The sequence below is a fragment of the Pseudomonas sp. WC2 genome (assembly GCF_050586545.1).
In the GTDB taxonomy this organism is placed as follows: Bacteria; Pseudomonadota; Gammaproteobacteria; order Pseudomonadales; family Pseudomonadaceae; genus Aquipseudomonas.
The window spans coordinates 112,847-135,960 of the sequence record NZ_JBOBDR010000008.1; the positions used below are offsets into that span (position 1 = coordinate 112,847).

General features: G+C 59.7%; 24 protein-coding genes. 17 read left to right on the plus strand and 7 right to left on the minus strand.

Annotation, left to right across the window (positions count from 1 at the left end; translation table 11 throughout):
* Positions 1 to 147 precede the first annotated feature (147 nt).
* From ACQ4OE_RS12020 to ACQ4OE_RS12035, 4 genes are all read right to left on the minus strand, one after another.
* Positions 148 to 405: a hypothetical protein gene (locus ACQ4OE_RS12020; protein WP_122592135.1), complete on the minus strand. Its 258-nt coding sequence runs from the start codon at positions 403 to 405 to the stop codon at positions 148 to 150.
* Between the two features lie 44 nt (positions 406 to 449).
* Positions 450 to 791 carry a hypothetical protein gene (locus tag ACQ4OE_RS12025; RefSeq protein ID WP_007908306.1) on the minus strand — a complete coding sequence of 114 codons (342 nt, stop codon included), beginning with the start codon at positions 789 to 791 and terminating at the stop codon, positions 450 to 452.
* An 82-nt stretch (positions 792 to 873) separates the two neighbouring features.
* Positions 874 to 2,070: an MFS transporter gene (locus tag ACQ4OE_RS12030; RefSeq protein WP_430946756.1), complete on the minus strand. Its 1,197-nt coding sequence runs from the start codon at positions 2,068 to 2,070 to the stop codon at positions 874 to 876.
* A 109-nt stretch (positions 2,071 to 2,179) separates the two neighbouring features.
* The gene (locus ACQ4OE_RS12035) at positions 2,180 to 2,833 is read right to left on the minus strand and encodes an HD domain-containing protein (RefSeq protein WP_430946757.1); all 654 of its coding nucleotides are present in this window, start codon (positions 2,831 to 2,833) and stop codon (positions 2,180 to 2,182) included.
* A 229-nt stretch (positions 2,834 to 3,062) separates the two neighbouring features.
* Between ACQ4OE_RS12035 and ACQ4OE_RS12040 the strand changes: the two genes are divergently transcribed.
* The 6 genes from ACQ4OE_RS12040 to ACQ4OE_RS12065 all read left to right on the plus strand — a co-directional run bounded on the left by ACQ4OE_RS12040 (position 3,063) and on the right by ACQ4OE_RS12065 (position 8,911).
* The gene (locus ACQ4OE_RS12040; RefSeq protein WP_430946758.1) at positions 3,063 to 3,545 is read left to right on the plus strand and encodes a GNAT family N-acetyltransferase; all 483 of its coding nucleotides are present in this window, start codon (positions 3,063 to 3,065) and stop codon (positions 3,543 to 3,545) included.
* A 192-nt stretch (positions 3,546 to 3,737) separates the two neighbouring features.
* A complete protein-coding gene (locus tag ACQ4OE_RS12045) occupies positions 3,738 to 4,727 on the plus strand; it encodes a 2-dehydro-3-deoxygalactonokinase (RefSeq protein ID WP_430946759.1) in 990 nt (329 codons plus the stop codon).
* 19 nt (positions 4,728 to 4,746) lie between these two features.
* A complete protein-coding gene (locus ACQ4OE_RS12050) occupies positions 4,747 to 5,367 on the plus strand; it encodes a 2-dehydro-3-deoxy-6-phosphogalactonate aldolase (RefSeq protein WP_430946760.1) in 621 nt (206 codons plus the stop codon).
* A gap of 46 nt (positions 5,368 to 5,413) precedes the next feature.
* Complete coding sequence (gene dgoD / locus ACQ4OE_RS12055) at positions 5,414 to 6,562, plus strand: galactonate dehydratase (protein WP_008085519.1); 1,149 nt, start codon at positions 5,414 to 5,416, stop codon at positions 6,560 to 6,562.
* A 174-nt stretch (positions 6,563 to 6,736) separates the two neighbouring features.
* Positions 6,737 to 8,047, plus strand: a complete 1,311-nt coding sequence (locus ACQ4OE_RS12060) for an MFS transporter (RefSeq protein WP_430946761.1) — start codon at positions 6,737 to 6,739, stop codon at positions 8,045 to 8,047.
* Positions 8,048 to 8,107: 60 nt separating this feature from the next.
* Positions 8,108 to 8,911: an IclR family transcriptional regulator gene (locus tag ACQ4OE_RS12065; protein ID WP_430946762.1), complete on the plus strand. Its 804-nt coding sequence runs from the start codon at positions 8,108 to 8,110 to the stop codon at positions 8,909 to 8,911.
* Here the strand turns inward: ACQ4OE_RS12065 and ACQ4OE_RS12070 are convergent.
* Positions 8,908 to 9,960, minus strand: a complete 1,053-nt coding sequence (locus ACQ4OE_RS12070) for an NAD(P)-dependent alcohol dehydrogenase (RefSeq protein ID WP_141127034.1) — start codon at positions 9,958 to 9,960, stop codon at positions 8,908 to 8,910. The two genes, ACQ4OE_RS12065 and ACQ4OE_RS12070, sit on opposite strands and share 4 nt — an antisense overlap.
* 191 nt (positions 9,961 to 10,151) lie before the next feature.
* Here ACQ4OE_RS12070 and ACQ4OE_RS12075 point away from each other — a divergent pair, with 191 nt between their 5' ends.
* Positions 10,152 to 11,042 carry an AraC family transcriptional regulator gene (locus ACQ4OE_RS12075; protein ID WP_122592120.1) on the plus strand — a complete coding sequence of 297 codons (891 nt, stop codon included), beginning with the start codon at positions 10,152 to 10,154 and terminating at the stop codon, positions 11,040 to 11,042.
* A gap of 182 nt (positions 11,043 to 11,224) precedes the next feature.
* On the opposite strand, the gene ACQ4OE_RS12080 is transcribed toward ACQ4OE_RS12075, so the two are convergent.
* Positions 11,225 to 12,889 (minus strand): electron transfer flavoprotein-ubiquinone oxidoreductase, encoded by a 1,665-nt coding sequence (locus tag ACQ4OE_RS12080; RefSeq protein WP_122592118.1) that lies wholly within the window; start codon positions 12,887 to 12,889, stop codon positions 11,225 to 11,227.
* Positions 12,890 to 13,438: 549 nt separating this feature from the next.
* Here ACQ4OE_RS12080 and ACQ4OE_RS12085 point away from each other — a divergent pair.
* The 10 genes from ACQ4OE_RS12085 (at position 13,439) to ACQ4OE_RS12130 (ending at position 22,861) form a co-directional block, all read left to right on the plus strand.
* The gene (locus ACQ4OE_RS12085; RefSeq protein WP_007908338.1) at positions 13,439 to 14,188 is read left to right on the plus strand and encodes an electron transfer flavoprotein subunit beta/FixA family protein; all 750 of its coding nucleotides are present in this window, start codon (positions 13,439 to 13,441) and stop codon (positions 14,186 to 14,188) included.
* 2 nt (positions 14,189 to 14,190) lie between these two features.
* Positions 14,191 to 15,120: an electron transfer flavoprotein subunit alpha/FixB family protein gene (locus ACQ4OE_RS12090; protein ID WP_007908340.1), complete on the plus strand. Its 930-nt coding sequence runs from the start codon at positions 14,191 to 14,193 to the stop codon at positions 15,118 to 15,120.
* Between the two features lie 80 nt (positions 15,121 to 15,200).
* The gene (locus ACQ4OE_RS12095) at positions 15,201 to 16,022 is read left to right on the plus strand and encodes a substrate-binding periplasmic protein (protein WP_430946763.1); all 822 of its coding nucleotides are present in this window, start codon (positions 15,201 to 15,203) and stop codon (positions 16,020 to 16,022) included.
* 9 nt (positions 16,023 to 16,031) lie between these two features.
* Entirely contained in the window at positions 16,032 to 16,388 is a 357-nt protein-coding gene (locus ACQ4OE_RS12100) for a DUF4398 domain-containing protein (RefSeq protein ID WP_430946764.1), read from the plus strand.
* Positions 16,385 to 17,197 carry an OmpA family protein gene (locus tag ACQ4OE_RS12105; RefSeq protein ID WP_430946765.1) on the plus strand — a complete coding sequence of 271 codons (813 nt, stop codon included), beginning with the start codon at positions 16,385 to 16,387 and terminating at the stop codon, positions 17,195 to 17,197. The genes ACQ4OE_RS12100 and ACQ4OE_RS12105 overlap by 4 nt, the downstream gene beginning before the upstream one ends.
* Before the next feature lie 202 nt (positions 17,198 to 17,399).
* Positions 17,400 to 18,839, plus strand: coding sequence for a PLP-dependent aminotransferase family protein (locus tag ACQ4OE_RS12110; protein ID WP_103305643.1), 1,440 nt, complete (start codon positions 17,400 to 17,402; stop codon positions 18,837 to 18,839).
* A gap of 78 nt (positions 18,840 to 18,917) precedes the next feature.
* Positions 18,918 to 19,397 carry a translation initiation factor 2 gene (locus ACQ4OE_RS12115; protein WP_122592113.1) on the plus strand — a complete coding sequence of 160 codons (480 nt, stop codon included), beginning with the start codon at positions 18,918 to 18,920 and terminating at the stop codon, positions 19,395 to 19,397.
* 165 nt (positions 19,398 to 19,562) lie between these two features.
* Entirely contained in the window at positions 19,563 to 19,817 is a 255-nt protein-coding gene (locus ACQ4OE_RS12120; RefSeq protein ID WP_122592111.1) for a YkgJ family cysteine cluster protein, read from the plus strand.
* Between the two features lie 41 nt (positions 19,818 to 19,858).
* Positions 19,859 to 20,464, plus strand: coding sequence for an START domain-containing protein (locus tag ACQ4OE_RS12125; RefSeq protein WP_123375489.1), 606 nt, complete (start codon positions 19,859 to 19,861; stop codon positions 20,462 to 20,464).
* Between the two features lie 303 nt (positions 20,465 to 20,767).
* A complete protein-coding gene (locus tag ACQ4OE_RS12130; protein WP_122592108.1) occupies positions 20,768 to 22,861 on the plus strand; it encodes an LTA synthase family protein in 2,094 nt (697 codons plus the stop codon).
* A gap of 75 nt (positions 22,862 to 22,936) precedes the next feature.
* Here ACQ4OE_RS12130 and ACQ4OE_RS12135 read toward each other — a convergent pair whose 3' ends face one another.
* On the minus strand, positions 22,937 to 23,095 hold the full coding sequence (locus ACQ4OE_RS12135) for a DUF3309 family protein (protein ID WP_169432680.1): 159 nt from the start codon (positions 23,093 to 23,095) through the stop codon (positions 22,937 to 22,939).
* Positions 23,096 to 23,114 lie beyond the last annotated feature (19 nt).

Sequence of the window (23,114 nt, forward strand, 5' to 3'; positions counted from 1 at the left end):
CGCTAGCAGGGCTGGCTCCCACATTGGATCTGCGTCTTACACAAATCCTCTGTGGGAGCCAGCCCTGCTGGCGATGGGTTCATCGAATTCACTACTAGACATCATGCTGGAAACCGCTCGCTGCATCGGCAGCGAGCGGCCCCGGGATTACTGCAGATCCAGCTTGCGCGCCTCTTCAACGCCTGCCGCACTGAGCTTGATCGGCAGACTCAGCGAATGCTCGCCAGCCTCATTGCAGGTCACATGACCGTGGTGAATCAGTCCGCGATCCTGCAGAGCGGCAAGGGCGCTGGCCACGACCTTCTCGCCCCGGTAATTGTCCAGCACCTCCTTGCCCAGTCCACTCGGGTGGGCATGCAGCAGGCGGGTGAGGACTTCTTTTTCCAGGTTTTTATCGACGTTCATGGTTACCTCTTCATGGGTGTGAATAGGACGCTCGCGTCGGCGAACTACTGGCCGGAACCTTCGGAACCGGAGCCACCGGTGGTGGTTTTGGAACCGACGCCAGGGCCCGCGTTGTCTGGCGTGGCGGGGGCGTCGGGAGTGTTCATGCCGCCCTGACGGCCCGGATCACTGCCCTGAGTGCGCGGATCGGTGCCAGTGGCGGGCGGCTGATTGATCAACGGCACGCCCGAGCCATCGGTGTTCATGCCAGGGGCACTGTTGATGGCGGGGGCGCGGGGCGGAGTAGGGTCGGTGGGGCCGGTGCCCGCTGCGGTGGCGGATGCGGCGAACACTGCGGGGCAGAGCAGGGCGCTGAATACGAAAGCGGTCAACCTTGACGGGATCATAGGGCTTCTCCAGTGATTGGAATCCTTACCTGTCGTTGGTCTGCCCTGGGATCGGATTGGTGCCTGATGAGCGACGAACGGTCTAGTTGGTCGCCGCAGTTTTGACGTTCATTCGACGCCAGAGCAAGCGGCCCAGGGTGATCAACCAATTCGCCAGCGCCACCGCCATTACTGTCAGCAGCAACGTCGTCATCCCCTGTTCGACGATGATTTTGCCGGCCAGCATCGGGAAGCCGAACACGCCGATAAAGTACGCAAGGCTGAACAGCAGCAACGCCTGCGACGTGGTGCCGGTCGGTGCTTCGTTGGCTGCCAGACCATTGATCACCGAATAGGTCAGGCCGTAACCGACGCCGAGCATCACCGCCGCCAGCAGATAGCTGAAGCCGCTGTGCACGCCGAACGCAAACAACACGATCGAGCCGAGCATCAACCCCGACAACAGGCACGATGCGCGCAGCGGATCACGCTTGACCACAAAACCGGCAATCAACATTCGGCTGCTGATGGCGGCGCTCATGAAGCCTAGAAAGAACAACGAATAGTCCAGCGAGCGCACCGCCGCATAACTGGTCTGGAAACTCGACAGACCGCCGAATACACAACCGCCGAGGCCGACCATGATGATCGGAAACACCGCACGCGAGCCGAGCACTTGAGTGGTCGCTCGCCAAGTGATTCTCGCCGCTGAGGTGGCTTGCGTACTGTTCAAGCGAGCGCCAAGACGCCAGAACAGCAGCACACCGATCAGGCTGGCCAACGCCGCCAGATAGAACGCCGAAGTCACCGGCAAACCCAGCGCGCTGGCTGCACGCCCGAGCAGCGGGCCGCTGCCGATGCCGGTCATCATGCTGCCGGACAACAACGCAAAGTATTTGGCGCGCTGCGTCGGCGTCACCAGACTGGCGACGATGATCGGCCCCAACGTATAGAAAACACCCCAGCCCAAACCCAAGAGCAAACCGAAAAACAGCAGCAGCTGGCCGAACCCCGGCGTCATCGCAAAGCCCAGACTCGCTGCCACCAGCAACAGGCCGAACAACGCAATCGAGCGCGCCGCGCCGAGCAGATCTGACAGGTGCCCCGACATCAGCACCGCCACGAACGTACTGAGCATCGCCGCCGAAATCACACTGCCGGCATCGTGTTCATTGCCGCCGCGCGAACCGATCAGCAGCGACAGTAAAAACGTCGAACCGTAGGACAGCGACAGCAGATAACTGGCGAGGCAGAACAGGCCGAACAACTTGCCTGACACGGGGGGTGGGGTTTGAGACATGACGCGGTTCCTTGACCGGAAAAATCAGCGTCGTCTGTTTACCACGTCGCGCCTGCGAGTTAGGTCTGAGCTTGGCGAAGTCAGGTTCTGCGTAGGCCGGAGTAAGCGGTCAAACGATGCCGATCTCTTCCTTGAACTGCTCCATGAACCCCTTCAAGCGTTGATGACGAATCTGCGCCAGACGCTGGCCGGCGGCGGTCTGGAAACCGTCGGCGAGGTGCAGCAGTTTGGTCTGGAAATGATCGAGGCAAAACCGGGTGTCGTCGTATTCGCGGTGTTTCGCTTCGGGGTCTCGCGGGTCGTACAGCGCCGAGCCCATGCGTCCGGCGACGTAGAAGGTGCGGGCGACGCCGAGCATGCCCAGCGAGTCGAGGCGATCGGCGTCCTGGACGACTTTCGCTTCGAGGGTGAGCGGGGTGATGTTGGCGGAGAAGCTGTGGGCTTCGATGGCGTGGGCGACTTCGGCGATTTTTGCGCTGGGCCAGTTCAGTTCGGTGAGCACCGATGAAGCCTTGTCTGCCGCCAGTCGTGAGGCTTGTGAGCGCAGTGGCGAGTTCTTTTCAATGGCCACGCAATCGTGCAGCAGTACGGCGGCCAGCAACACCTCAAGATCGCCCCCTTCCTCTTCATGCAACGTGCGCACGTTGTGCCAGACGCGCTGCAGATGGGCGAGGTCATGGGCGCCGTCGTCGGAGGGTTCCAGCGCGTGGGGCAGTAACTCTGCTGCCAGTGCCTCCATGGGTGTAAAAAACTCAAGGTTCATAAGCGTCCTTTCAATAAGTCGAAATTCCTGTGGGAGCGAGCCTGCTCGCGAAAGCGTCCTTTCAGCCAGCATAAATGTTGCATGACCCACCGCATTCGCTAGCAGGCTAGCTCCCACATGGAATGGCGGCGTTTGAAGCATCGCGAGAGGGTATCCAATGTTTTGCCATGTGACGAGCGCCGCTCGCGGCCTTAGTATGGCGTTTTCCTTTTTCCGACAAGGCCCGTCCATGACGATCGAAATCCGCCCGGCGACCCCCAGCGATGCCCCGCAAATCCTCGCCTTCATCACTGAGCTCGCAGATTTCGAAAAGGCCCGCCACGAAGTTATCGCCAGCGTCGCCGACATCGAACGCAGCCTGTTCGGCGAAGGCGCAACAGCCCATGGCCTGATCTGTCTGCGCGATGGCCTGCCGATCGGTTTCGCGGTGTTCTTCTTCAGCTATTCGACCTGGCTCGGCAGCAACTGCCTGTACCTCGAAGACCTCTACATCACCCCCGAACAACGCGGCGGCGGCGCCGGCAAAACCCTGCTGCGCCACCTGGCAAAAATCGCCTGCGACAACGACTGCGGCCGCTTCGAATGGAGTGTGCTGGACTGGAACACGCCGGCCATCGATTTCTACAAATCCCTTGGCGCGCAGCCGCAGGAAGAGTGGGTGCGGTATCGCATGGATGGCCAGGTCCTGAGGGAATTCGCTGAAGGTAACTGAATTCATCAATAGATCGCCGCCTTCGGCAGCTCCTACAGGGAATGGATGATCACTCTGTAGGAGCTGCCGAAGGCGGCGATCTTTTTTTGTTTAAGTCTCACAATATGGGATTGATATTTATATATTGAGATTATCCTACACCAAGGTTTATAGTCCAACGCACTCACTGCCAAAAACAAAACAGGTGAAGCGATGCTGGCGCAATTGATCGCGCTCGATTGGGGGACAACCTCATTACGTGCTTACAAACTCGCGGCGGACGGTGTGGTGCTGGAGCAGCGCTCGCTGTCGTCCGGGATCATGCAGTTGCCCAAGACCCCGCGAATCATCAACGGTCGCGAATGTGCCGATGGTTTTGAACTGGCCTTCGACGAGGCCTGCGGCGACTGGCTCGATGCGCAGCCGGATCTGCCGGTGATCGCCTGCGGCATGGTCGGCAGTGCCCAGGGTTGGCGCGAAGCGGCCTACTGCGATACACCGGCAAACGTCGCCAATCTCGGAAACTCCCTACAAACCGTTGTCAGTCTTCGCGGCACGCGCGTGCACATCGTGCCGGGCGTGATTCAGCGTTCGCGTCTGCCGAACGTGATGCGTGGCGAAGAAACCCAAGTGCTGGGTGTTCTGCAGAACCTGCCAGTCGCGGCGGGCGCTGATTTGTTGATCGGCCTGCCGGGCAGTCACTCGAAATGGGTCGACGTGGTCGATGGCTGCATCACTCATTTCGATACCTTCATGACCGGCGAAGTGTTCGCCGTGCTCAGTGAACACAGCATTCTCGGCCGCACCCAACAACACAGTGCGACGTTCGATAGCCCGGCGTTTGACCGCGGTGTGCAGGTTGCGCAGTCGGCGGACGGTGAACTCGGCGTGCTGTCGACGTTGTTCAGCGCCCGCACCCTGGGCCTGACCGGTGAACTCAGCCCGACGGCGCAGGCGGATTATCTGTCCGGCCTGATGATCGGCCATGAACTGGCGGCACTCGCCAGCGTTCAGCGCCGGCGCCGCAACAACCCGAATCTTCCTTCGATCATCCTCATCGGCAACGCGCAACTTTGCGCGCGCTACCGCCGTGCCCTCGACGCCTGTGGCTTCAGCAACGTGACGCTGGCCGAACAGGCCACCGAGCGTGGTTTGTGGCAACTGGCGCTGGCCGCTGGACTGATCGATTCCTCATCCCGTTAACCCTGACTGGAGGCCTGACATGCTCAAGCAAGCATTGGCGCAAAACGGTCTGATCGCGATCCTGCGGGGCCTGCATCCGCAGGAAGCCGCCGCTGTCGGAGAAGTCCTGTATGCCGCCGGATTTCGCGTTATCGAAGTACCGCTCAATTCCCCTTCGCCGTACGAAAGTATCCGCATCCTGCGCAAGACCTTGCCCGCCGATTGCCTGATCGGTGCCGGCACGGTGCTGACGGCTGAACAGGTCGAGTTGGTGAAGGAGGCCGGCGGCCAAGTGATCGTCATGCCGCACAGCGATGCCAAGGTGTTGCGTGCAGCGAAAGCGGCGGGGCTGTTTTTGTCGCCGGGTGTTGCTACGCCAACGGAAGCCTTCGCAGCGCTGGCGGAGGGCGCGGACATTCTCAAACTGTTCCCGGCCGAGCAGATGGGTCCGGCAGTCGTCAAAGCCTGGCTTGCGGTGTTGCCGTCCGGGACGGTGCTGGCGCCGGTTGGCGGTATCACACCGGACAACATGCAGGCGTTTATCGACGCTGGCGCGAAGGGGTTCGGTCTCGGCTCCGGCCTGTTCAAACCGGGCATGACCCCGGAGCAAGTGGCGGTGAATGCCAAGGCCTACGTCGCCGCGTGGAAGGCCCTTCGCTAAGACTTTTTGGCGCTGCGTGCGCTGCATCTATAAGAGAGACAAAAAGATGAAAATCACCAAACTCACCACCTTCATCGTTCCGCCGCGCTGGTGCTTCCTCAAAGTTGAAACCGACGAGGGCGTGACCGGTTGGGGCGAGCCTGTGGTTGAAGGACGCGCGCACACGGTTGCCGCTGCCGTTGAAGAATTGTCCGACTACCTGATCGGCAAAGACCCACGCAACATCGAAGACATCTGGACGGTGCTCTATCGGGGCGGTTTCTACCGTGGCGGCGCAATCCACATGAGTGCGCTGGCCGGTATCGATCAGGCGCTGTGGGACATCAAGGGCAAGGCGCTCGGGGTGTCGGTGAGCGATCTGCTCGGTGGCCAGGTGCGCGACAAGATTCGCGTTTATTCGTGGATCGGCGGCGACCGTCCGGCCGACACTGCGCGTGCGGCGAAAGAGGCGGTGAGCCGTGGTTTCACTGCGGTGAAAATGAACGGCACCGAAGAGCTGCAGTTTCTCGACACCTTCGAAAAAGTCGATCTGGCGCTGGCCAACGTCGCCGCCGTGCGTGACGCGGTCGGGCCGAACGTCGGCATCGGCGTCGACTTCCATGGCCGCGTGCACAAGCCGATGGCCAAGGTACTGATGAAGGAACTCGACCCGTACAAACTGATGTTCATCGAAGAGCCGGTGCTCAGCGAAAACTACGAAGCGTTGAAAGAACTGGCGCCGTTGACCAGCACGCCGATTGCCCTCGGCGAGCGACTGTTCTCACGTTGGGACTTTAAACGCGTGTTGAGCGAAGGTTACGTCGACATCATCCAGCCGGACGCCTCCCACGCGGGCGGCATCACCGAAACCCGCAAGATCGCCAACATGGCCGAAGCCTACGATGTGGCGCTGGCGCTGCATTGCCCGTTGGGCCCGATTGCGCTGGCGGCGTGTTTACAACTCGACGCGGTTTGTTACAACGCGTTTATCCAGGAGCAGAGCCTGGGCATCCATTACAACGAGAGCAATGACTTGCTCGACTATGTGAAGGATCCGCGCGTGTTCGATTACGACAAAGGTTTTGTGAAGATCCCTAACGGGCCGGGCCTGGGCATCGAGATCAACGAGGAATACGTGATCGAGCGCGCGGCAGTCGGGCATCGCTGGCGCAACCCGATCTGGCGCCACGCCGATGGCAGCTTTGCTGAGTGGTGATTTGTCTCTGACACACCCGATGAGATCGTTCCCACGCTCTGCGTGGGAATGCCTCAATGGACGCTCTGTGTCCGCTTTTGGGACGCAGAGCGTTCCGGGCTGCATTCCCACGCGGAGCGTAGGAACGATCAGGCCTCAGGCCGACCTCAATAAACATAAAAAGAGGCTCTCCCCATGCAACCGCAAACCCTCACCGGGCAGGCGTCTTTAGTCACGCCTAGCCGCAAGCGGTTTTTTATCATGGTGTTGCTGTTTATCACCGTGGTCATCAACTACCTCGACCGCAGCAACCTGTCGATCGCCGCGCCGGCGCTGACCAGTGAATTGGGTATCGACCCGATTCACGTCGGTCTGATCTTTTCCGCGTTCGGCTGGACTTACGCTGCCATGCAGATCCCCGGCGGCTGGCTGGTCGATCGCGTGCCGCCGCGCATTCTGTACAGCGTCGCGTTACTGCTGTGGTCGATTGCCACGGTGATGCTCGGTTTCGCCGCCAGTTTCATCGCGCTGTTCGTGCTGCGCATGGCGGTCGGTGCACTGGAAGCGCCGGCGTATCCGATCAACAGCCGCGTAGTCACGACGTGGTTCCCCGAACGCGAACGCGCCACGGCCATCGGTTTCTACACCTCCGGGCAGTTCGTCGGTCTGGCATTTCTGACCCCGGTTCTGGCCTGGCTGCAACACGAATTCGGCTGGCACATGGTGTTCGTCGCGACCGGCGCGGTCGGCATCATTTGGGCGGCGATCTGGTACGCGGTGTATCGCGAACCGCGAGATTTCAAAGGCGCCAACGAAGCCGAAATCGACCTGATCCGCGAGGGCGGTGGCTTGGTCGATATTCAGCAGGAGACGGCCAAGGTCAAAGCCAAATTCAGCTGGACCGATCTCGGCATCGTCCTGACCAAACGCAAATTGTGGGGCATCTACCTCGGCCAGTTCTGCCTGAACTCGACGCTGTGGTTTTTCCTCACGTGGTTCCCGACCTATCTGGTGAAATATCGCGGCATGGACTTCATCAAGTCTGGCCTGCTCGCATCGCTGCCGTTTTTGGCCGCGTTCGTTGGCGTGTTGTGTTCAGGGTTCTTTTCCGACTTCTTGATCCGTCGGGGCTACACCGTCGGGTTCGCGCGCAAGTTGCCGATCATTGGCGGGCTGCTGATTTCCACCTCGATCATCGGTGCAAACTTCGTTGAGTCGACGCCGCTGGTGATTGCCTTTCTGGCGTTGGCATTTTTCGGCAACGGTCTGGCCTCGATCACTTGGTCGCTGGTGTCGACGTTAGCGCCAGCGCGGTTGTTGGGGCTGACTGGCGGGGTGTTTAACTTCATCGGCAACCTGTCGGCGATTGCTACGCCGATCGTGATCGGCTTCCTTGCCAGCGGCGATTCGTTCGCGCCGGCGATCACCTACATCGCGGTGCTCGCATTGATCGGTGCATTGTCCTACGTGCTGCTGGTCGGCAAGGTCGAGCGTATCGAGTTGTAGTGGTCTGCGTCGGGCGACCATAATGCCGCCCGTTCCCTCGCTCAACGGTAAAGGCTGGATATGCAGGAAGACGCTCCGGAAAAAACCAAGGACGCCGCGCCCACCGGCACGCAAACACTGTTGCGTGGCTTGGGTGTGGTGCAAGCGGTGGCCAGTGGCGCCCGCGATCTCAAGGAAATTGCCCGGCTGATCGGCACCACACGCAGCACCACCCATCGTCTGGCCAGTTGCCTGGTCGATGAGCGTTACCTGCGCGTGGTGCCGCAAATCGGTTACCTGCTCGGGCCGAAGCTGATCGAACTGGGTTTCCAGGCGCGCGAAGAGTTGCCGCTGGTGACCCTGGCCGCGCCGTATCTGGACGAATTGTCGGCGCTGACCGGCGACACCGTGCACTTGGGCATTCGTGAAGGCGATGAAGTGCTGTATCTGCTGAAGAATCCGGGGCGTAATGGCCCGGAAATGCGTTCGCGGGTCGGCCATCGCATGCCGCTGGCGCGCACCGGTATTGGCAAGGCGTTGATGCTCGATGATTCGCCGAAAGATTGGCAGCGTCTGTACGACATCAGCCTGCCGGCAGGTGGGAAAAGTCAGTTCTGGCCGCAGCATCCCCAGCAATCGTGGGAACAGCTTGAGCAGCGCATGAACGAATACGTCGCCGGTGGCTACGCCTTCGATCTGGAAGACAACGAACCGTCGATCCGCTGCGTGGCGGCGCCGATTCGCGACGCGAGCAAGGGCATCGTAGCGGCGATCAGTATCGCCAGCACCGTGCCGTACATGCCACTGGAAAAAATGGCCGAGCTGATTCCCCTGATCAAAGGGGTCACAGCCCGGCTGTCGGCAGAGCTAGGGCTGAAGGTTTAAACCTTGAGCGTTGCCATGTCGATCACGAAACGGTACTTCACGTCGCCGGCGATCATGCGCGCGTAAGCCTCGTTGATCTGACGGATGTCGAGCATTTCGATGTCGCAGGTGATGTTGTGCTCGGCGCAGAAATCCAGCACTTCCTGGGTTTCGGCGACACCACCGATCAGCGAACCGGCCAGCACACGGCGGCTCATCACCAGTTTGCCGGCGTGTACCGGTGGATCAACCGGCTCGATCAGACCGACCAGAATGTGTACGCCGTCGAAACGCAGGGTGTCGAGGTACGGGTTGAGATCGTGCTGCACCGGAATGGTGTCGAGCAGGAAATCGAAGTAACCGGCAGCCGCTTTCATCTGCTCGGCGTCGGTGGAGACGATCACATGATCGGCACCCTGACGACGACCTTCTTCAGCCTTGCTCGCCGAGCGGGTGAACAGCGTGACTTCGGCGCCCATGGCTTTGGCGAACTTGATGCCCATGTGGCCCAGACCGCCCATGCCGAGAATCCCGACCTTGTCGCCAGCCTTGACGCCGTAGTGCTTGAGCGGCGAATAGGTAGTGATGCCGGCGCAAAGGATTGGCGCGGCGCTGGCCAGAGCCAGTTTTTCCGGAATGCGCACCACGAAGTGCTCGCTGACGACGATGCTGTCCGAATAACCGCCCATGGTGTTGCTGCCATCGACCCGATCCGGGGTGGCGTAGGTCATGGTCGGGCCTTCGAGGCAGTATTGCTCAAGGTTCGACTGGCAGGCTTCGCAGGTGCGGCAGGAGTCGACCATGCAGCCAACACCGACCAGATCGCCTACTTTATGTTGGGTGACATTCGCACCGATCGCGGTGACTTTTCCGACGATCTCGTGGCCGGGCATCAACGGGTAAACGGCGATGCCCCATTCATTGCGCGCCTGGTGGATGTCGGAGTGGCAGACGCCGCAATACAGAATCTCGATGGCGACGTCATCGGCGCGCGGGCTGCGGCGTTCGAATTTCATCGGGGCGAGGGGAGTGGTGGCCGATTGGGCGGCATAGCCGATGGCGGTGTACATGTGAAACCTCGCAAAAGCAGGAACAAGTGAGGCGGCGCATTCTGGGCGCTGACTGACCGGTCGGCCATGACGATTCCTCCGGGTCTCATGCCTAATCCTCCGGCATGCGGGTTTGATCGGTCGCATTGGCAAAAGGATCTGCGATGATGCTTGCATCCCTTTTTTCGCTCCATTTTCAGTGAAGAGCTTTGATGCAATTAACCCGTCATCTTGATGCCAATGCCCGGCTGGTTTCGCTGATCGAACCGTTGGCGCTGCGCGATGGTTATTCCCCGACCGGGTTGCCCGGTGTGCAGGTGTTGCGCGCCAGTTGTGACGTCGCCCGTGGCCCGCACATTTATGAACCGAGCCTGATGATCATCGCCCAGGGCAGCAAACTGGCGTTTCTCGGGCCTCGGACGATGGAATACGGCGCCGGGCATTACCTGATTCAGGCGCTGCCGGTGCCGTTCGAGTGCGAGACGTTTGCCTTGCCCGATGCGCCGCTACTCGGGGTGACGGTGGCGATTGATCGGGTGTTGCTCGGTGAATTGGTATTGGCCATGGGGCTGGCGCCGGGGCGACATATTCCGGCACAGACGCCGGAGTCGATGACCTCGGTGGTGCTCGACGATGACATGCGCGGTTGTGTCGAACGCTTGCTGAGCTGTCTGCACGATCCGCTGGAATGCCAGATTCTTGGGCCGGCGCGGGTGCGTGAGTTGTTGTTCACCGCGTTACGCGGACCGCAGGCCGATGTGTTGCGGGCGCTGGTCGAGCAGCAGGGGCAATTCGCGCGGGTGGCGGCGTCGATCAGTCATCTGCATGCGCATTACACCGAGCCGCTGAATGTCGAGACGCTGGCCGGTTGCGCGAACATGAGCGTGTCGACCTTTCATGAGCATTTCAAACGCAGCACGTTGTTGTCGCCGGTGCAGTATCTGAAGCGCTTGCGGTTGTTGAAGGCGCAGACGTTGCTGGTGGCGGAAGGGCTGGGCGTGGCGCAGGTGGCGCATCGGGTGGGGTATCAGAGTACGTCGCAGTTCAGTCGGGAATATAAGCGCTACTTTGAGCGTAGCCCGGGGGATGAGCGCGCTGCCTGATTCACTGATGACTATGTGGGAGCGAGGTTGCTCGCGAAAGCGAACTTTCAGTTGATAAAGACGTTGAATGTTGAATTGCATTCGCGAGCAGGCTCGCTCCCACAGTTTTTTTGTGGTGTCAGAGGAATTTTGGGCAACAAAAAGGCCCCCATCTCGGGAGCCTTGTCGTTCAACGGTTCGGCTTACATATTCGGGTAAGTCGGGCCGCCTGCGCCTTCCGGCGTGACCCAGGTGATGTTCTGCGAAGGGTCCTTGATGTCACAGGTCTTGCAGTGCACGCAGTTCTGGGCGTTGATCTGGAAGCGCTTCTCGCCGTCTTCCTTGGTGATCACTTCGTACACGCCGGCCGGGCAGTAGCGTTGCGCCGGTTCGTCGTACAGCGGCAGGTTCTTGCTGATCGGGATGCTCGGGTCTTTCAGCTTCAGGTGGCAAGGCTGTTCTTCTTCGTGGTTGGTACCGGAGATGAACACCGAGCTGAGTTTGTCGAAGCTGAGTTTGCCGTCCGGTTTCGGATAGTCGATCTTCTTGCAGTCGGCCGCGAGCTTGAGGCAGGCGTAGTCCGGCTTGGTGTCGTGCAGGGTGAACGGCAGTTTGCCGCCGAAGATGTTCTGATCGAGCCAGTTGAAACCGCCGCCAACGATGGCGCCGAACTTGTGGATCGCCGGGCCGAAGTTACGGCTGGCAAACAGTTCGTCGTAGAGCCAGCTCTTCTTGAACGCGTCCACATAGGTGGTCAGCTCTTCAGTGCCGTCCTTTTCAGCGAACAGCGCATCAGCCACGGATTCAGCGGCGAGCATGCCGGACTTCATCGCGGTGTGGCTGCCTTTGATCTTGGCGAAGTTCAGGGTGCCGAGGTCGCAACCGATCAGCGCGCCGCCCTTGAAGACCATTTTCGGCAGCGAGTTCAGGCCACCTTTGCAGATCGCGCGGGCGCCGTAGCTGATGCGCTTGCCGCCTTCGAGGTACTGAGCCAGCACCGGGTGATGCTTGAGACGCTGGAACTCGTCGAACGGCGACAGGTAGGTGTTGCTGTAGGACAGGTCAACGATCAGACCGACCACCACCTGATTGTTTTCCAGATGATAGAGGAACGAGCCGCCAGTGTTCTCGGTGCCCATGATGTCCAGCGGCCAACCGGCGGTGTGGACTACCAGGCCTGGCTGATGCTTGGCCGGGTCGATTTCCCAGATTTCTTTCAGGCCGATGCCGTAATGCTGGGCGTCGGCATCGCTATCGAGGTTGTAGCGCTGGATCAGTTGCTTGCCGATGTGGCCACGGCAGCCTTCGGCGAACAGCGTGTATTTGCCACGCAGTTCCATGCCCGGGGTGTACAGGCCTTCTTTCGGATTGCCTTCGCGGTCGACGCCCAGATCACCGGTGATGATCCCGCGCACCACGCCTTGCTCGTCGATCAACGCTTCCTGCGCAGCGAAGCCCGGGTAGATTTCTACGCCGAGGTTTTCCGCTTGCTGGGCGAGCCAGCGGCAGAGGTTGCCGAGGGAAATAATGTAGTTGCCTTCGTTGTGCATGGTCTTGGGCACAAAGAAGTCAGGGATTTTCTGCGCGCTGTCGGCGTTTTTCAGCACGAAAATATCGTCGCGGGTGACCGGCGTGTTCAGCGGGGCGCCGAGTTCTTTCCAGTCCGGGAACAATTCGTTCAGAGCGCGTGGTTCGAACACGGCACCGGAGAGGATGTGTGCGCCGACTTCGGAGCCTTTTTCGACCACGCAGACGCTGATTTCCTTACCGGCTTCGGCGGCCTTCTGCTTCAGACGGCAGGCGGCGGACAGGCCAGCGGGGCCGGCACCGACGATGACCACGTCGAATTCCATGTATTCGCGTTCCACAGGCTATCTCCTACTCAAGGCTCACAGTTTTTTTTCTAATTTGGAGGTTCGATCTCGCATCCGAATTGCCTTTACGTTAACGTCAAAGGGAATATCGGGAAACCCACCTTTCTCTCTAGGCGGCGCATTATATCTACACCACTCTCAGCGTCCAATACAAACGTTTGTTTGAATTGGCTCCAGCCCAGAGAAATCAAAGAAGCGCGGCTTATGAATGGTCATTTTGCTGTATTGACCGGAATAGGCGTTCCGGTCAAGATACGGGCGGTTTTGCGCTCGTCGTAGGCAGACTGGCGGTTTCAAGAGCACGTCTAAAGACAGGGCACAGGCAGTAAAAGGTGATGCGCAGCGCAGTCTGGCGCGCAGTTTACACCGCGTGAGGAGCTATGACTTGTCGGTCACCACTGACGAACGGTCGCACCCTCCAGCGTCGTGCAATCATCTCGCACCCCGGTCGGCGTTTTTAGAGGTGCCCTTTTAGCCTGATGAGCATCAACCGCCAGGTTCGCCTAGGCGACTTTCTTTTCACCGGAGAGTAACGAGGAATCCATGAAGGTTCTTGTAGCTGTCAAACGCGTTGTGGATTACAACGTCAAGGTTCGCGTCAAGGCGGACAATTCCGGCGTCGACCTCGCCAACGTCAAGATGTCGATGAACCCTTTCTGCGAAATCGCAGTGGAAGAAGCCGTACGCCTGAAAGAGAAAGGTGTTGCGACTGAAATCGTCGTCGTCTCCATCGGCCCGACCACCGCTCAGGAGCAGCTGCGTACCGCACTGGCTCTGGGTGCCGACCGTGCCATCCTCGTCGAATCCGCTGAAGATCTGACCTCGCTCGCCGTCGCCAAGCTGCTCAAGGCTGTGGTCGACAAGGAACAGCCTCAGCTGGTGATCCTCGGCAAACAGGCCATCGACAGCGACAACAACCAGACCGGCCAGATGCTCGCTGCACTGAGCGGCTACGGTCAGGGCACGTTCGCCTCGAAAGTCGAAGTCTCCGGCGACAGCGTTGCCGTGACCCGCGAAATCGACGGCGGCGCGCAGACTGTTTCGTTGAAACTGCCTGCAATCGTCACCACCGACCTGCGTTTGAACGAGCCGCGCTACGCGTCCCTGCCAAACATCATGAAAGCCAAGAAGAAGCCTCTCGAAGTGCTGACTCCGGACGCTTTGGGCGTTTCCACCGCCTCCACCAACAAGACCCTGAAAGTCGAAGCGCCGGCTGCACGCAGCGCGGGTATCAAGGTCAAGTCGGTGGCTGAACTGGTCGAGAAACTGAAAAACGAAGCGAAGGTAATCTGATCATGACTATCTTGGTAATCGCTGAACACGACAATAAAGTGCTGGCCCCGGCCACACTGAACACCGTGGCTGCTGCTGCCAAAATCGGCGGCGACATCCACGTTCTGGTCGCTGGCCAAGGCGCTGGCGCCGTGGCTGAAGCCGCTGCGAAAATCGCAGGCGTGAGCAAAGTCCTGAATGCTGACAATGCCGCTTACGCGCATCAGCTGCCGGAAAACGTTGCTCCGCTGGTTGCAGAGCTTGGCGCTGGTTACAGCCACATCCTGGCTGCCGCTACCTCCAATGGCAAAAACATCCTGCCGCGCGTCGCTGCGCAGCTGGACGTTGACCAGATCTCCGAGATCATCTCGGTCGAAAGCGCTGACACCTTCAAGCGTCCGATCTACGCCGGTAACGCCATCGCTACCGTACAGTCGACTGCTGCGATCAAAGTGATCACCGTGCGTGCCACTGGTTTCGACCCGGTTGCTGCCGAAGGTGGTTCGGCGGCTGTTGAAGCCGTTGGCGCTGCGCACGACGCGGGCACTTCGAGCTTCGTTGGCGAAGAGCTGGCCAAGTCCGACCGTCCAGAACTGACCGCTGCCAAGATCGTCGTTTCCGGCGGCCGCGGCATGCAGAACGGCGACAACTTCAAACACCTGTACGCCCTGGCCGACAAGCTGGGCGCTGCCGTCGGTGCTTCCCGCGCCGCGGTCGACGCAGGTTTCGTACCGAACGATATGCAGGTCGGTCAGACCGGCAAGATCGTTGCACCACAGCTGTACATCGCCGTCGGTATCTCCGGCGCGATCCAGCATTTGGCCGGTATGAAAGACTCCAAAGTGATCGTTGCGATCAACAAGGATGAAGAAGCGCCGATCTTCCAGGTGGCCGATTACGGTCTCGTGGCGGATCTGTTCGAAGCAGTCCCTGAGCTGGAGAAGCTGGTCTAATCCAGCGGCTTCACTTATAAAGAGCCCGGCCTGTTGGTCGGGCTTTTTTTTGTCTCGGATTTGAGTGGGAGCGTTTCGCCATGGATCTGCGCTGCGGATGGTTGTTGGGATTGGCCCTGTTGCCCGGTTTGGCCATGGCCGCTGGCAAGTGCGAGCGCCTCGTCGTCACCGGTAGCCCGGACGCGCCGCCGTACCTGTGGCAGGACCCGCAAAATCCCAAGCAGTTGATCGGTGCCAGCGCCGACCTCTTGCAACAAGTGGCGAAAGACCTCGGCATCAAGGTCGAGTTGCTTTACGCCGGCAAGCGCTCGCAAGCCCTCGACGAAGTGCGCAGCGGGCGCATGGACATGCTGGCCGACGCGCCGCTGACCTTCAATGAGCTGGAAAACCTCGACTACATCTATCCGCCGCTGCTGGAAAACGACTACCTGGTGTGGACGCGCAAAGGTTCGACACTGGTCTACAGCGACGCCAAAGATCTGCACGGCCACGCCGGCGCGTTGTCGGAAAAGTCTCGAATGACCCAGGCATTCGGCACTTTCGCCGAGCAGAATCTGACCCTGACCAAGACAGCCAACCTTACCCAGGCCCTGCAGAAATTGCTCCTCGGTGAAGTCGAATATGTACTCGCCGGGCGCTATTCGGGCATGGCTGCCGCGCAGGCATTGGGGATGGCCAGTGACTTGCTGGCGTTCGAGCAACCCGTCGACCGGCCGGGCCTGTTCCTCGCGGTTTCCCATAACTCTGCCTGCAACGATCCGTGGTTGCGCGGACAGCTAGCCAAAAAGATGACAGAATTGCCCGCGTCCGGACTGACGGAAGCCGCGCTGCAGCGCAACATCGAGCGCTGGAAGGCGCAGCAGCAACAGCCGCAACAACCTGTCAGTGCCCCAAAACAGTAGGGATTCTTTGTGAGTATTCGACCTCTTTTCGCGGCGATGGCCGTTCTGGCCCTGGCCGGTTGCGCCAGCGATCCGGCACCCAACGAACAAATGCGCCTGACCGAGCAGGCCATTACCCAGGCCAAGGCCGTCGGTGCCACCGCCGACGAAGTGCCGGAAATGAAACTGGCGGAAACCAAATACGATCGCGCCAAAGGCAGCATGGCCGACGAGTCCTACCGCAATGCGCGGATGCGTGCTGAACAGGCTGAACTCGACGCACGTCTGGCTGAAGCCAAAGTGCTCACGCAGAAAAGTGAAGAGCAGGTGAATGTGCTCAATACCCGCATCGTCCGACTGCGCAAGCAACTGGGAGATGCCCAATGAGCCTGAAATCCAAAGTCGTCGGCGCGCTGATCCTCGCCGGTTGCGCGAGCCTGTACGGCTGCGCCGGGCAACACAGTGAGTCCGCCCTGCAAGAAGCCGGCGCCGATTTTCAGAAAGTCAAAGAAGACTCCAATGTGCTGCGCATTGCGCCGAAAGACGTGATCCGCGCCGGTGAATCCCTGGCCCGCGCTGATCGCCTGTCGACCTATTGGGGCAGCGGTTCGGACGTGGTGCATTACGCCTACCTGAGCCAGCGCTACAGCGCCATCGCCCGCGAGCACACCAATCAGGTGCTCAACGAAGAGCGCGTGGCCAAGCTCGAGCTGGAGCGTCAGCGTCTGCAACTGGCCTTGCGTGAGTCGAAGCTGCTCAGCGTGCAGCAGCAGGGCAAATGGCTGGAAGAGCAAATTGTTGCACTGGCCACCACGCAGACTGACCGTGGTCTGGTGATGACCCTCGGCGATGTGTTGTTCGACACCGGTGAAGCGGAGCTGAAAAACTCGGCCAACCGTGTCGTGCTGAAGATCGTCCAGTTTCTGCAACTGAACCCGAAACGCGTGGTGCGCATCGAGGGTTACACCGACAGCACCGGCGGCAAGCAGGAAAACCTCAAACTGTCTCGCGACCGCGCGCAATCGGTGGCGGATGTGCTGATGGACCTTGGCATCGAGGACAAACGCATTCAGGTCGAAGGTTACGGCGACGAATACCCGGTGGACGCCAACGCTTCCGAGCGTGGACGTGCACAGAACCGTCGAGTGGAAATTGTCTTCTCCGACGAAAAAGGCCAGCTCGGCGCCGCCCGCTAAGGGTGGCGTCTCTGGAAAGCCCGGGCTGTCAGGCAGCACCGGGCTTTTTTACGTCTGTCGATTGGCTCGCAAATCAGTACAGTCGAGGGCAGACACCGCACTGTATGGTCGACTAAAGTGGCAACTGTCCCAGTACACTTCTAAACTGTTCCGGTATTGTTTCACACAAGAATAAAATGCCCGTGAAATCGAGTGCTGCGTCATGACCAATCTCTTGCTCTACCAACGTATTGCTCAGCAACTGGCCGAAGACATCCGCCGTGGTGTCTATCAACCGGGGGAGCGCGTGCCTTCGGTGCGCAAGATGAGTTCGCAGCTCAACGTCAGTCATGCAACGGTGTTGCAGGCCTACGCCAATCTCGAAGATCAGGGGCTGATTCGCGCACGGCCGCAGTCTGGTTATTACGTGCACCAGACTCCCGCGCTGACCGCGCCGACGCCGGACATTGCCCGGGTCGAGCGTCCAGGTCTGGTCACCCGCAGCAGCATCATTCAACAGGTTCTGGTCGAGTCGCGCCGCGAAGGCGTGTTTCCGCTGGGCGCAGCCGTGCCGAGCGTGGATTATTTGCCGGTACGTGCGCTGCATCAGCAATTGGCCAAAGTGACCCGTTTCCACAGCCCGCGCGCCTTCAGCTACATGTTCAGCCCCGGTTTCGAGCCTTTGCGGCGGCAAGTGGCGATCCGCATGCGCGACGCTGGCGTAGTGGTCGATCCGTCGGAAGTGGTGATCACCCACGGCTGCGTGGACGCGCTGCAGATGTCGCTGCGGGTGCTCACCCGGCCGGGCGATCTGATCGCTGCCGAATCGCCGACCTATTACGGCCTGCTGCAACTGGCGGACCTGCTCGGTCTGAAAGTCATCGAAATTCCCAGCGATCCTGCCACCGGCATGAGCCTCGAAGCCTTGCAACTGGCCGCCAACCAATGGTCGATCAAGGCGCTGGTGCTGACCACGCGCCTGAGCAATCCCTTGGGCGGCACCATGCCGGAAGAGCGGCAAAAACAACTGCTGCGCCTGGCCTCCGACTTCGATATCCAGATCGTCGAAGACGACATCTACGGCGAGTTGATGTTCGAGCAAGGTCGCACCAAAGCCCTTAAGGCTTATGACCGGCTGGATCGGGTGATCTACTGCTCGAGTTTCTCCAAGACATTGTCACCGGGTGTGCGCATTGGCTGGATGATCGCCGGCAAGTACCAGCAGGAGATTCAGCGCTTGCAGACTTTCAGCACCCACTCGGCGTGCAGTGTGACGCAGATGGCGATTGCCGCTTATCTGGAAAACGGTGGCTATGACCGGCATTTACGCTACATCCGCCAGGAATACCGGAAAAACCTCAGCGCCTTCCAGTTGGCGGTGCAGCAATACTTCCCCGAGGGCACGCAAATGACCCGGCCCACGGGCGGTTTCATCCTTTGGGTGAGTCTGCCGGGGAGGGTGAATACCCAGGAATTGCATGTGCGCGCATTGCAGCAGGGCATCAGCATTGCACCGGGGTTGATCTTCAGTAATACCGAACAATTCAACCACTGTATCCGCCTCAATTGCGGGATTCCGTGGAACCGGGAAGCGGAGCGGGCGTTGATGACTTTGGGCTTGCTGGCGACGCAGCTGTGTCAGGAAACTGCGGGCGGTTTCTGAATGAGCGGCCGCTGATGCTTGTCTTGTGGCGCGCAACAGGCGAGCATGTGGCCCTCTGCCGTTAGTGTCGTTGGGTCCATGAAAGCGATTTTTCCTGCCGCCGGGGTTTTGTTGTGTTTGCTGATGATCGGGCACGCGCCTGTGGTCTTCGCGGCCGCCGTGCAGGATAAGCCTGCTGCCACCAGCACAGCGAAGAAGTCAGCGGCCAGTCAGAAAAGCACTCCGGTCAAGAAAGCCCAGCCGAAAAAAGCGGCCCCGGTGAAGAAACGCCCACCGATCGCTTCCAAGTCCAAACCTGCCAGTGAAGTGGCGAAAACCAAATTGCCTCCGGCGAAAATTGATCTGAGCCTGCCCAAGGATATGGTGCAGGAGCTCAAGCCCGAGGGCACCGTCGAGCTGCCCAAGCGCGAGCCGATCCTGCCGCAGTTTTTCGGTGAGAAAAACAGCGGATTTCAGCTCAACGGCCGTTTGCTCAGCAACGAAATGCAGCTGCAACTGCGCAACGAAGAGCGTCGCGAAGTTGAAGGCGCAGCGCTGGATTTCGAATTCAAGCAATAAATCGTCCCGGCTGTGACCCGCCGAGCAGACACTTTGTCGGAGACTGGTCAGTCACTTTCGCGAATCGCTAAAAACCCCGGTATCGGCAATTTAAAACAGCCGTTTTAGCGGGTACTCTGTTCCGCGTCTCTTTAATACATCGCCCATCGCGAGGATTTGCCCGTCATGAAATGCCGTGAAGGCTGTGGCGCTTGCTGCATTGCCCCTTCCATCAGCTCGGCCATTCCCGGTATGCCCGATGGCAAACCTGCCGGCGAACGTTGCGTGCAGCTCTCGGTCGAAAACCTGTGCAGCATTTTCGGCCGTCCGGAGCGCCCTGCCGTCTGTTCTGGTTTCTCTGCCGACATCGAAGTCTGCGGCAGCAGCTCGGAAGAAGCGATCAGGCTGATCGGCTGGTGGGAGCAAATGACGGCGGCGTGATGTGTCAAACGAACGGAACTTCAACAATAAGGAATAAGACTATGGGTTCGCTGCATCGTATCGCTGTGTTGTGTGGTTTGACCGCTGTACTGGCCACCTCGGTTGCCCAAGCCGAAGACTGGAAAGTCGCCAAGAACGAAGACGGCATCAAAGTCTCCCTGAGCGAAGTGCCTGGTTCGGACTACAAGTCCTATCAGGGCGTCGCGCTGATGAAGACCACCGTCGCCAAACTGCGCGCACTGCAGGAAGACGTATCCGGCGCCTGCGCCTGGATCCACGAGTGCAAAACCCAGAAACTGCTCAAACACGAAGGCGATCAGAGCTGGACCTACACCCAGTTCAACACGCCTTGGCCAGTGACCCCGCGTGATTCGGTGCTGAAAGTCACCACCGTTGAAGGCGCCGATGGCAGTCTGACCCGCAACCTGGAAGGCTTGCCGACGTACATGCCGGAAGAAAAAGGCTTCGTCCGCGTGCAGCAGGTCAAGGGCTTCTGGAAGTTCGTGCCCAAGGGTGACCAGGTTGAAGTGACCTACCAAGTGCACACCGAGCCAGGTGGCAGCGTGCCGGCGATGGTTGCCAACAAGTTTGTCGTGGATGCGCCGTTCAACACCCTCAAAGCCTTGAAAGAACGCGCCGAGAAGTAATCTCGCGCGCAAACGGAACGCCCCGACCGACTCGGGGCGTTTTGTTTTGTATCTATATTGTGTTTCCAGATATGCGTTGCACGAAATTTTCACAAAGCGTTCAAGACAATTCGCCCGCGCTGTTTGTCTGCTATGACCGCTCTAAATGAAAGTGTCTGGCAGCGCGGCAGTAATCAATGGCAATGGTGCGGGTGATCGTGCAACATTTGCGCACCGCGCAAACCCCGGGGCCTGGAATGGCCAATAGAGGGTATGGCGCCGCTGTATTTTGCAACTTCAACTTCCAATGGGTCCTTAAACGACATGGCAAACCCGGACGCCCTGAATCAGCAGCGATCTTCTGCTCGCCTGCTGCAACCGACCGTCAAATCGCATCTGGCCTACACGTTGCTTTGTGCGCTGGTCATGATGGTGATGTTTTCCGTGCTGCGCCTCGCGCTGCTGGTCTACAACCGCGAGATGATCCTTGATACCCCGGCTTCGACCTTCCTCGAAGCCTTCGCCAATGGCCTGCGTTTCGACCTGCGCCTGGTGGTTTACCTGTGCATTCCGCTGGTGCTGGCACTGTTCAGTGCCCGCGCCATGGCCGCGCGCGGTTTCTTCCGCCTGTGGCTGACCATCGCCTCGAGCATCGCGCTGTTCCTCGGCCTGATGGAGATGGACTTCTACCGCGAGTTCCACCAGCGCCTTAACGGTCTGGTGTTCCAGTACGTGAAAGAAGACCCGAAAACCGTGATGAGCATGCTCTGGTACGGTTTCCCGGTGGTGCGCTATCTGCTGGCGTGGGTCATCGGCACGGTGATTCTCACCCTGGCCTTCAAAGGTGCTGATCGCGCCACGCGCCCACGCGGGCCGTTCAGTGGTGGCAATGTCGGCACTCGCCAAGTGGCGCCGTGGTACACCCGCCTCGCCGTATTCGTGGTCTGCCTGCTGATCTGCGTGGTAGCCGCCCGTGGCACTCTGCGTCAGGGCCCGCCAATGCGTTGGGGCGACGTCTACACTACCGAATCGAACTTCGCCAACCAGCTCGGCCTCAACGGCACGCTATCGTTGATCGCCGCTGCCAAGGACCGCATGGGCGAAGACCGCGACAACATCTGGAAAGCCACGCTGCCGCAAGAGCAAGCGCAGAAAATCGTGCGCGACATGCTGGTGATGCCGGACGACAAACTGGTCGATGGCGACATCGCCGCCGTGCGCCGTGACTACATGCCGCCCGCCGACAAGACCCTGCCGATCAAGAACGTCGTGGTGATCCTGATGGAATCCATGGCCGGTCACTCGGTCGGTGCTCTGGGTGCGCCGGGCAACATCACGCCATACCTGGACAAACTGTCGAAGGAAGGCCTGCTGTTCGACCGCTTCTTCTCCAACGGCACGCACACCCACCAGGGTATGTTCGCGACCATGGCGTGCTTCCCCAACCTGCCAGGTTTCGAATACCTGATGCAGACCCCGGAAGGCAGCCACAAGCTGTCGGGCCTGCCGCAGTTGCTCAGCCACCGTGACTACGACGACGTCTATGTCTACAACGGCGACTTCGCCTGGGACAACCAGTCGGGTTTCTTCAGCAACCAGGGCATGACCAACTTCGTTGGCCGTAACGATTTCGTTGACCCGGTGTTCTCTGATCCGACCTGGGGGGTGTCCGACCAGGACATGTTCGACCGCGGTCTGGTCGAGTTGAAGAAACGCGAAAGCGGCAAGCCGTTCTATGCGCTGCTGCAAACCCTGTCCAACCACACGCCATACGCCTTGCCGACACCCTTGCCGGTCGAGCGCGTCACCGATCGTGGCAGCCTCAACGAACACTTGACCGCGATGCGCTACTCCGACTGGGCGCTGGGTCAGTTCTTCGAGAAGGCGCGGAAAGAGCCGTACTTCAAGGAAACCCTGTTTGTCATCGTCGGTGACCACGGTTTCGGCAACGAACGCCAGATCACCGAAATGGACCTGGGCCGCTTCAACGTGCCGATGCTGATGATCGCGCCGGGCATCCAGGAGAAGTTCGGCACTCGCGACCACACCGTGGGTACGCAGATCGATATCGTGCCGACCATCATGGGTCGTCTCGGGGGCGAAGTGCGCCATCAGTGCTGGGGCCGTGACCTGCTCAACCTGCCGGAAGGCGACACCGGTTTCGGTGTGATCAAGCCGTCGGGCAGCGAGCAGACCACCGCCATCGTCACCGCTGACCAGATTCTGGTGCTGCCGAAAGACAAAGACATGTCGGCGAAAATCTATCAGTACCAACTGGGCGCCAACCCAAGTGCCGAGGTTATCCCGAATGCACCGCGCACCGCCGAGTTGAAACAGAAACTCGAGGCGTTCCTGCAAACGGCGACCAAGAGCCTGATGGACAACACCGCCGGTGTGGTTAACGGCAAGCCGGACTAACGCTTGGTAAAGTGAAAGTTCGCGCAATAAAAAAGAGGCCCTGAAAAGGGCCTCTTTTTTTTGCCGGTTAGATCGTTATATCCGGCCAAGTAGCAACAGCACCAGCAGCACGACCAACACCACACCAATGATGCCCGACGGGCCATAACCCCAACTTCTGGAGTGCGGGAAGACCGGCAGACCACCGATCAGCAACAGGATCAGGATGATGATAAGAATTGTGCCCATGTCGATTTCCTTGTTGAGAGAGTTC

What these genes read in the sequence shown, in the direction of transcription:
- ACQ4OE_RS12035 (WP_430946757.1), bottom strand. Translation starts at nt 2,833, where the DNA reads ATGAACCTTGAGTTTTTTACACCCATGGAGGCACTGGCAGCAGAGTTA.
- ACQ4OE_RS12125 (WP_123375489.1), top strand. Translation starts at nt 19,859, where the DNA reads ATGGGTTCGCTGCATCGTATCGCTGTGTTGTGTGGTTTGACCGCTGTA.
- ACQ4OE_RS12060 (WP_430946761.1), top strand. Translation starts at nt 6,737, where the DNA reads ATGCAACCGCAAACCCTCACCGGGCAGGCGTCTTTAGTCACGCCTAGC.
- ACQ4OE_RS12040 (WP_430946758.1), top strand. Translation starts at nt 3,063, where the DNA reads ATGACGATCGAAATCCGCCCGGCGACCCCCAGCGATGCCCCGCAAATC.
- ACQ4OE_RS12020 (WP_122592135.1), bottom strand. Translation starts at nt 405, where the DNA reads ATGAACGTCGATAAAAACCTGGAAAAAGAAGTCCTCACCCGCCTGCTG.
- ACQ4OE_RS12130 (WP_122592108.1), top strand. Translation starts at nt 20,768, where the DNA reads ATGGCAAACCCGGACGCCCTGAATCAGCAGCGATCTTCTGCTCGCCTG.
- ACQ4OE_RS12045 (WP_430946759.1), top strand. Translation starts at nt 3,738, where the DNA reads ATGCTGGCGCAATTGATCGCGCTCGATTGGGGGACAACCTCATTACGT.
- ACQ4OE_RS12105 (WP_430946765.1), top strand. Translation starts at nt 16,385, where the DNA reads ATGAGCCTGAAATCCAAAGTCGTCGGCGCGCTGATCCTCGCCGGTTGC.
- ACQ4OE_RS12070 (WP_141127034.1), bottom strand. Translation starts at nt 9,960, where the DNA reads ATGTACACCGCCATCGGCTATGCCGCCCAATCGGCCACCACTCCCCTC.
- ACQ4OE_RS12115 (WP_122592113.1), top strand. Translation starts at nt 18,918, where the DNA reads ATGAAAGCGATTTTTCCTGCCGCCGGGGTTTTGTTGTGTTTGCTGATG.
- ACQ4OE_RS12075 (WP_122592120.1), top strand. Translation starts at nt 10,152, where the DNA reads ATGCAATTAACCCGTCATCTTGATGCCAATGCCCGGCTGGTTTCGCTG.
- ACQ4OE_RS12050 (WP_430946760.1), top strand. Translation starts at nt 4,747, where the DNA reads ATGCTCAAGCAAGCATTGGCGCAAAACGGTCTGATCGCGATCCTGCGG.
- ACQ4OE_RS12110 (WP_103305643.1), top strand. Translation starts at nt 17,400, where the DNA reads ATGACCAATCTCTTGCTCTACCAACGTATTGCTCAGCAACTGGCCGAA.
- ACQ4OE_RS12120 (WP_122592111.1), top strand. Translation starts at nt 19,563, where the DNA reads ATGAAATGCCGTGAAGGCTGTGGCGCTTGCTGCATTGCCCCTTCCATC.
- ACQ4OE_RS12095 (WP_430946763.1), top strand. Translation starts at nt 15,201, where the DNA reads ATGGATCTGCGCTGCGGATGGTTGTTGGGATTGGCCCTGTTGCCCGGT.
- ACQ4OE_RS12085 (WP_007908338.1), top strand. Translation starts at nt 13,439, where the DNA reads ATGAAGGTTCTTGTAGCTGTCAAACGCGTTGTGGATTACAACGTCAAG.
- ACQ4OE_RS12065 (WP_430946762.1), top strand. Translation starts at nt 8,108, where the DNA reads ATGCAGGAAGACGCTCCGGAAAAAACCAAGGACGCCGCGCCCACCGGC.
- ACQ4OE_RS12025 (WP_007908306.1), bottom strand. Translation starts at nt 791, where the DNA reads ATGATCCCGTCAAGGTTGACCGCTTTCGTATTCAGCGCCCTGCTCTGC.
- ACQ4OE_RS12090 (WP_007908340.1), top strand. Translation starts at nt 14,191, where the DNA reads ATGACTATCTTGGTAATCGCTGAACACGACAATAAAGTGCTGGCCCCG.
- ACQ4OE_RS12030 (WP_430946756.1), bottom strand. Translation starts at nt 2,070, where the DNA reads ATGTCTCAAACCCCACCCCCCGTGTCAGGCAAGTTGTTCGGCCTGTTC.
- dgoD (WP_008085519.1), top strand. Translation starts at nt 5,414, where the DNA reads ATGAAAATCACCAAACTCACCACCTTCATCGTTCCGCCGCGCTGGTGC.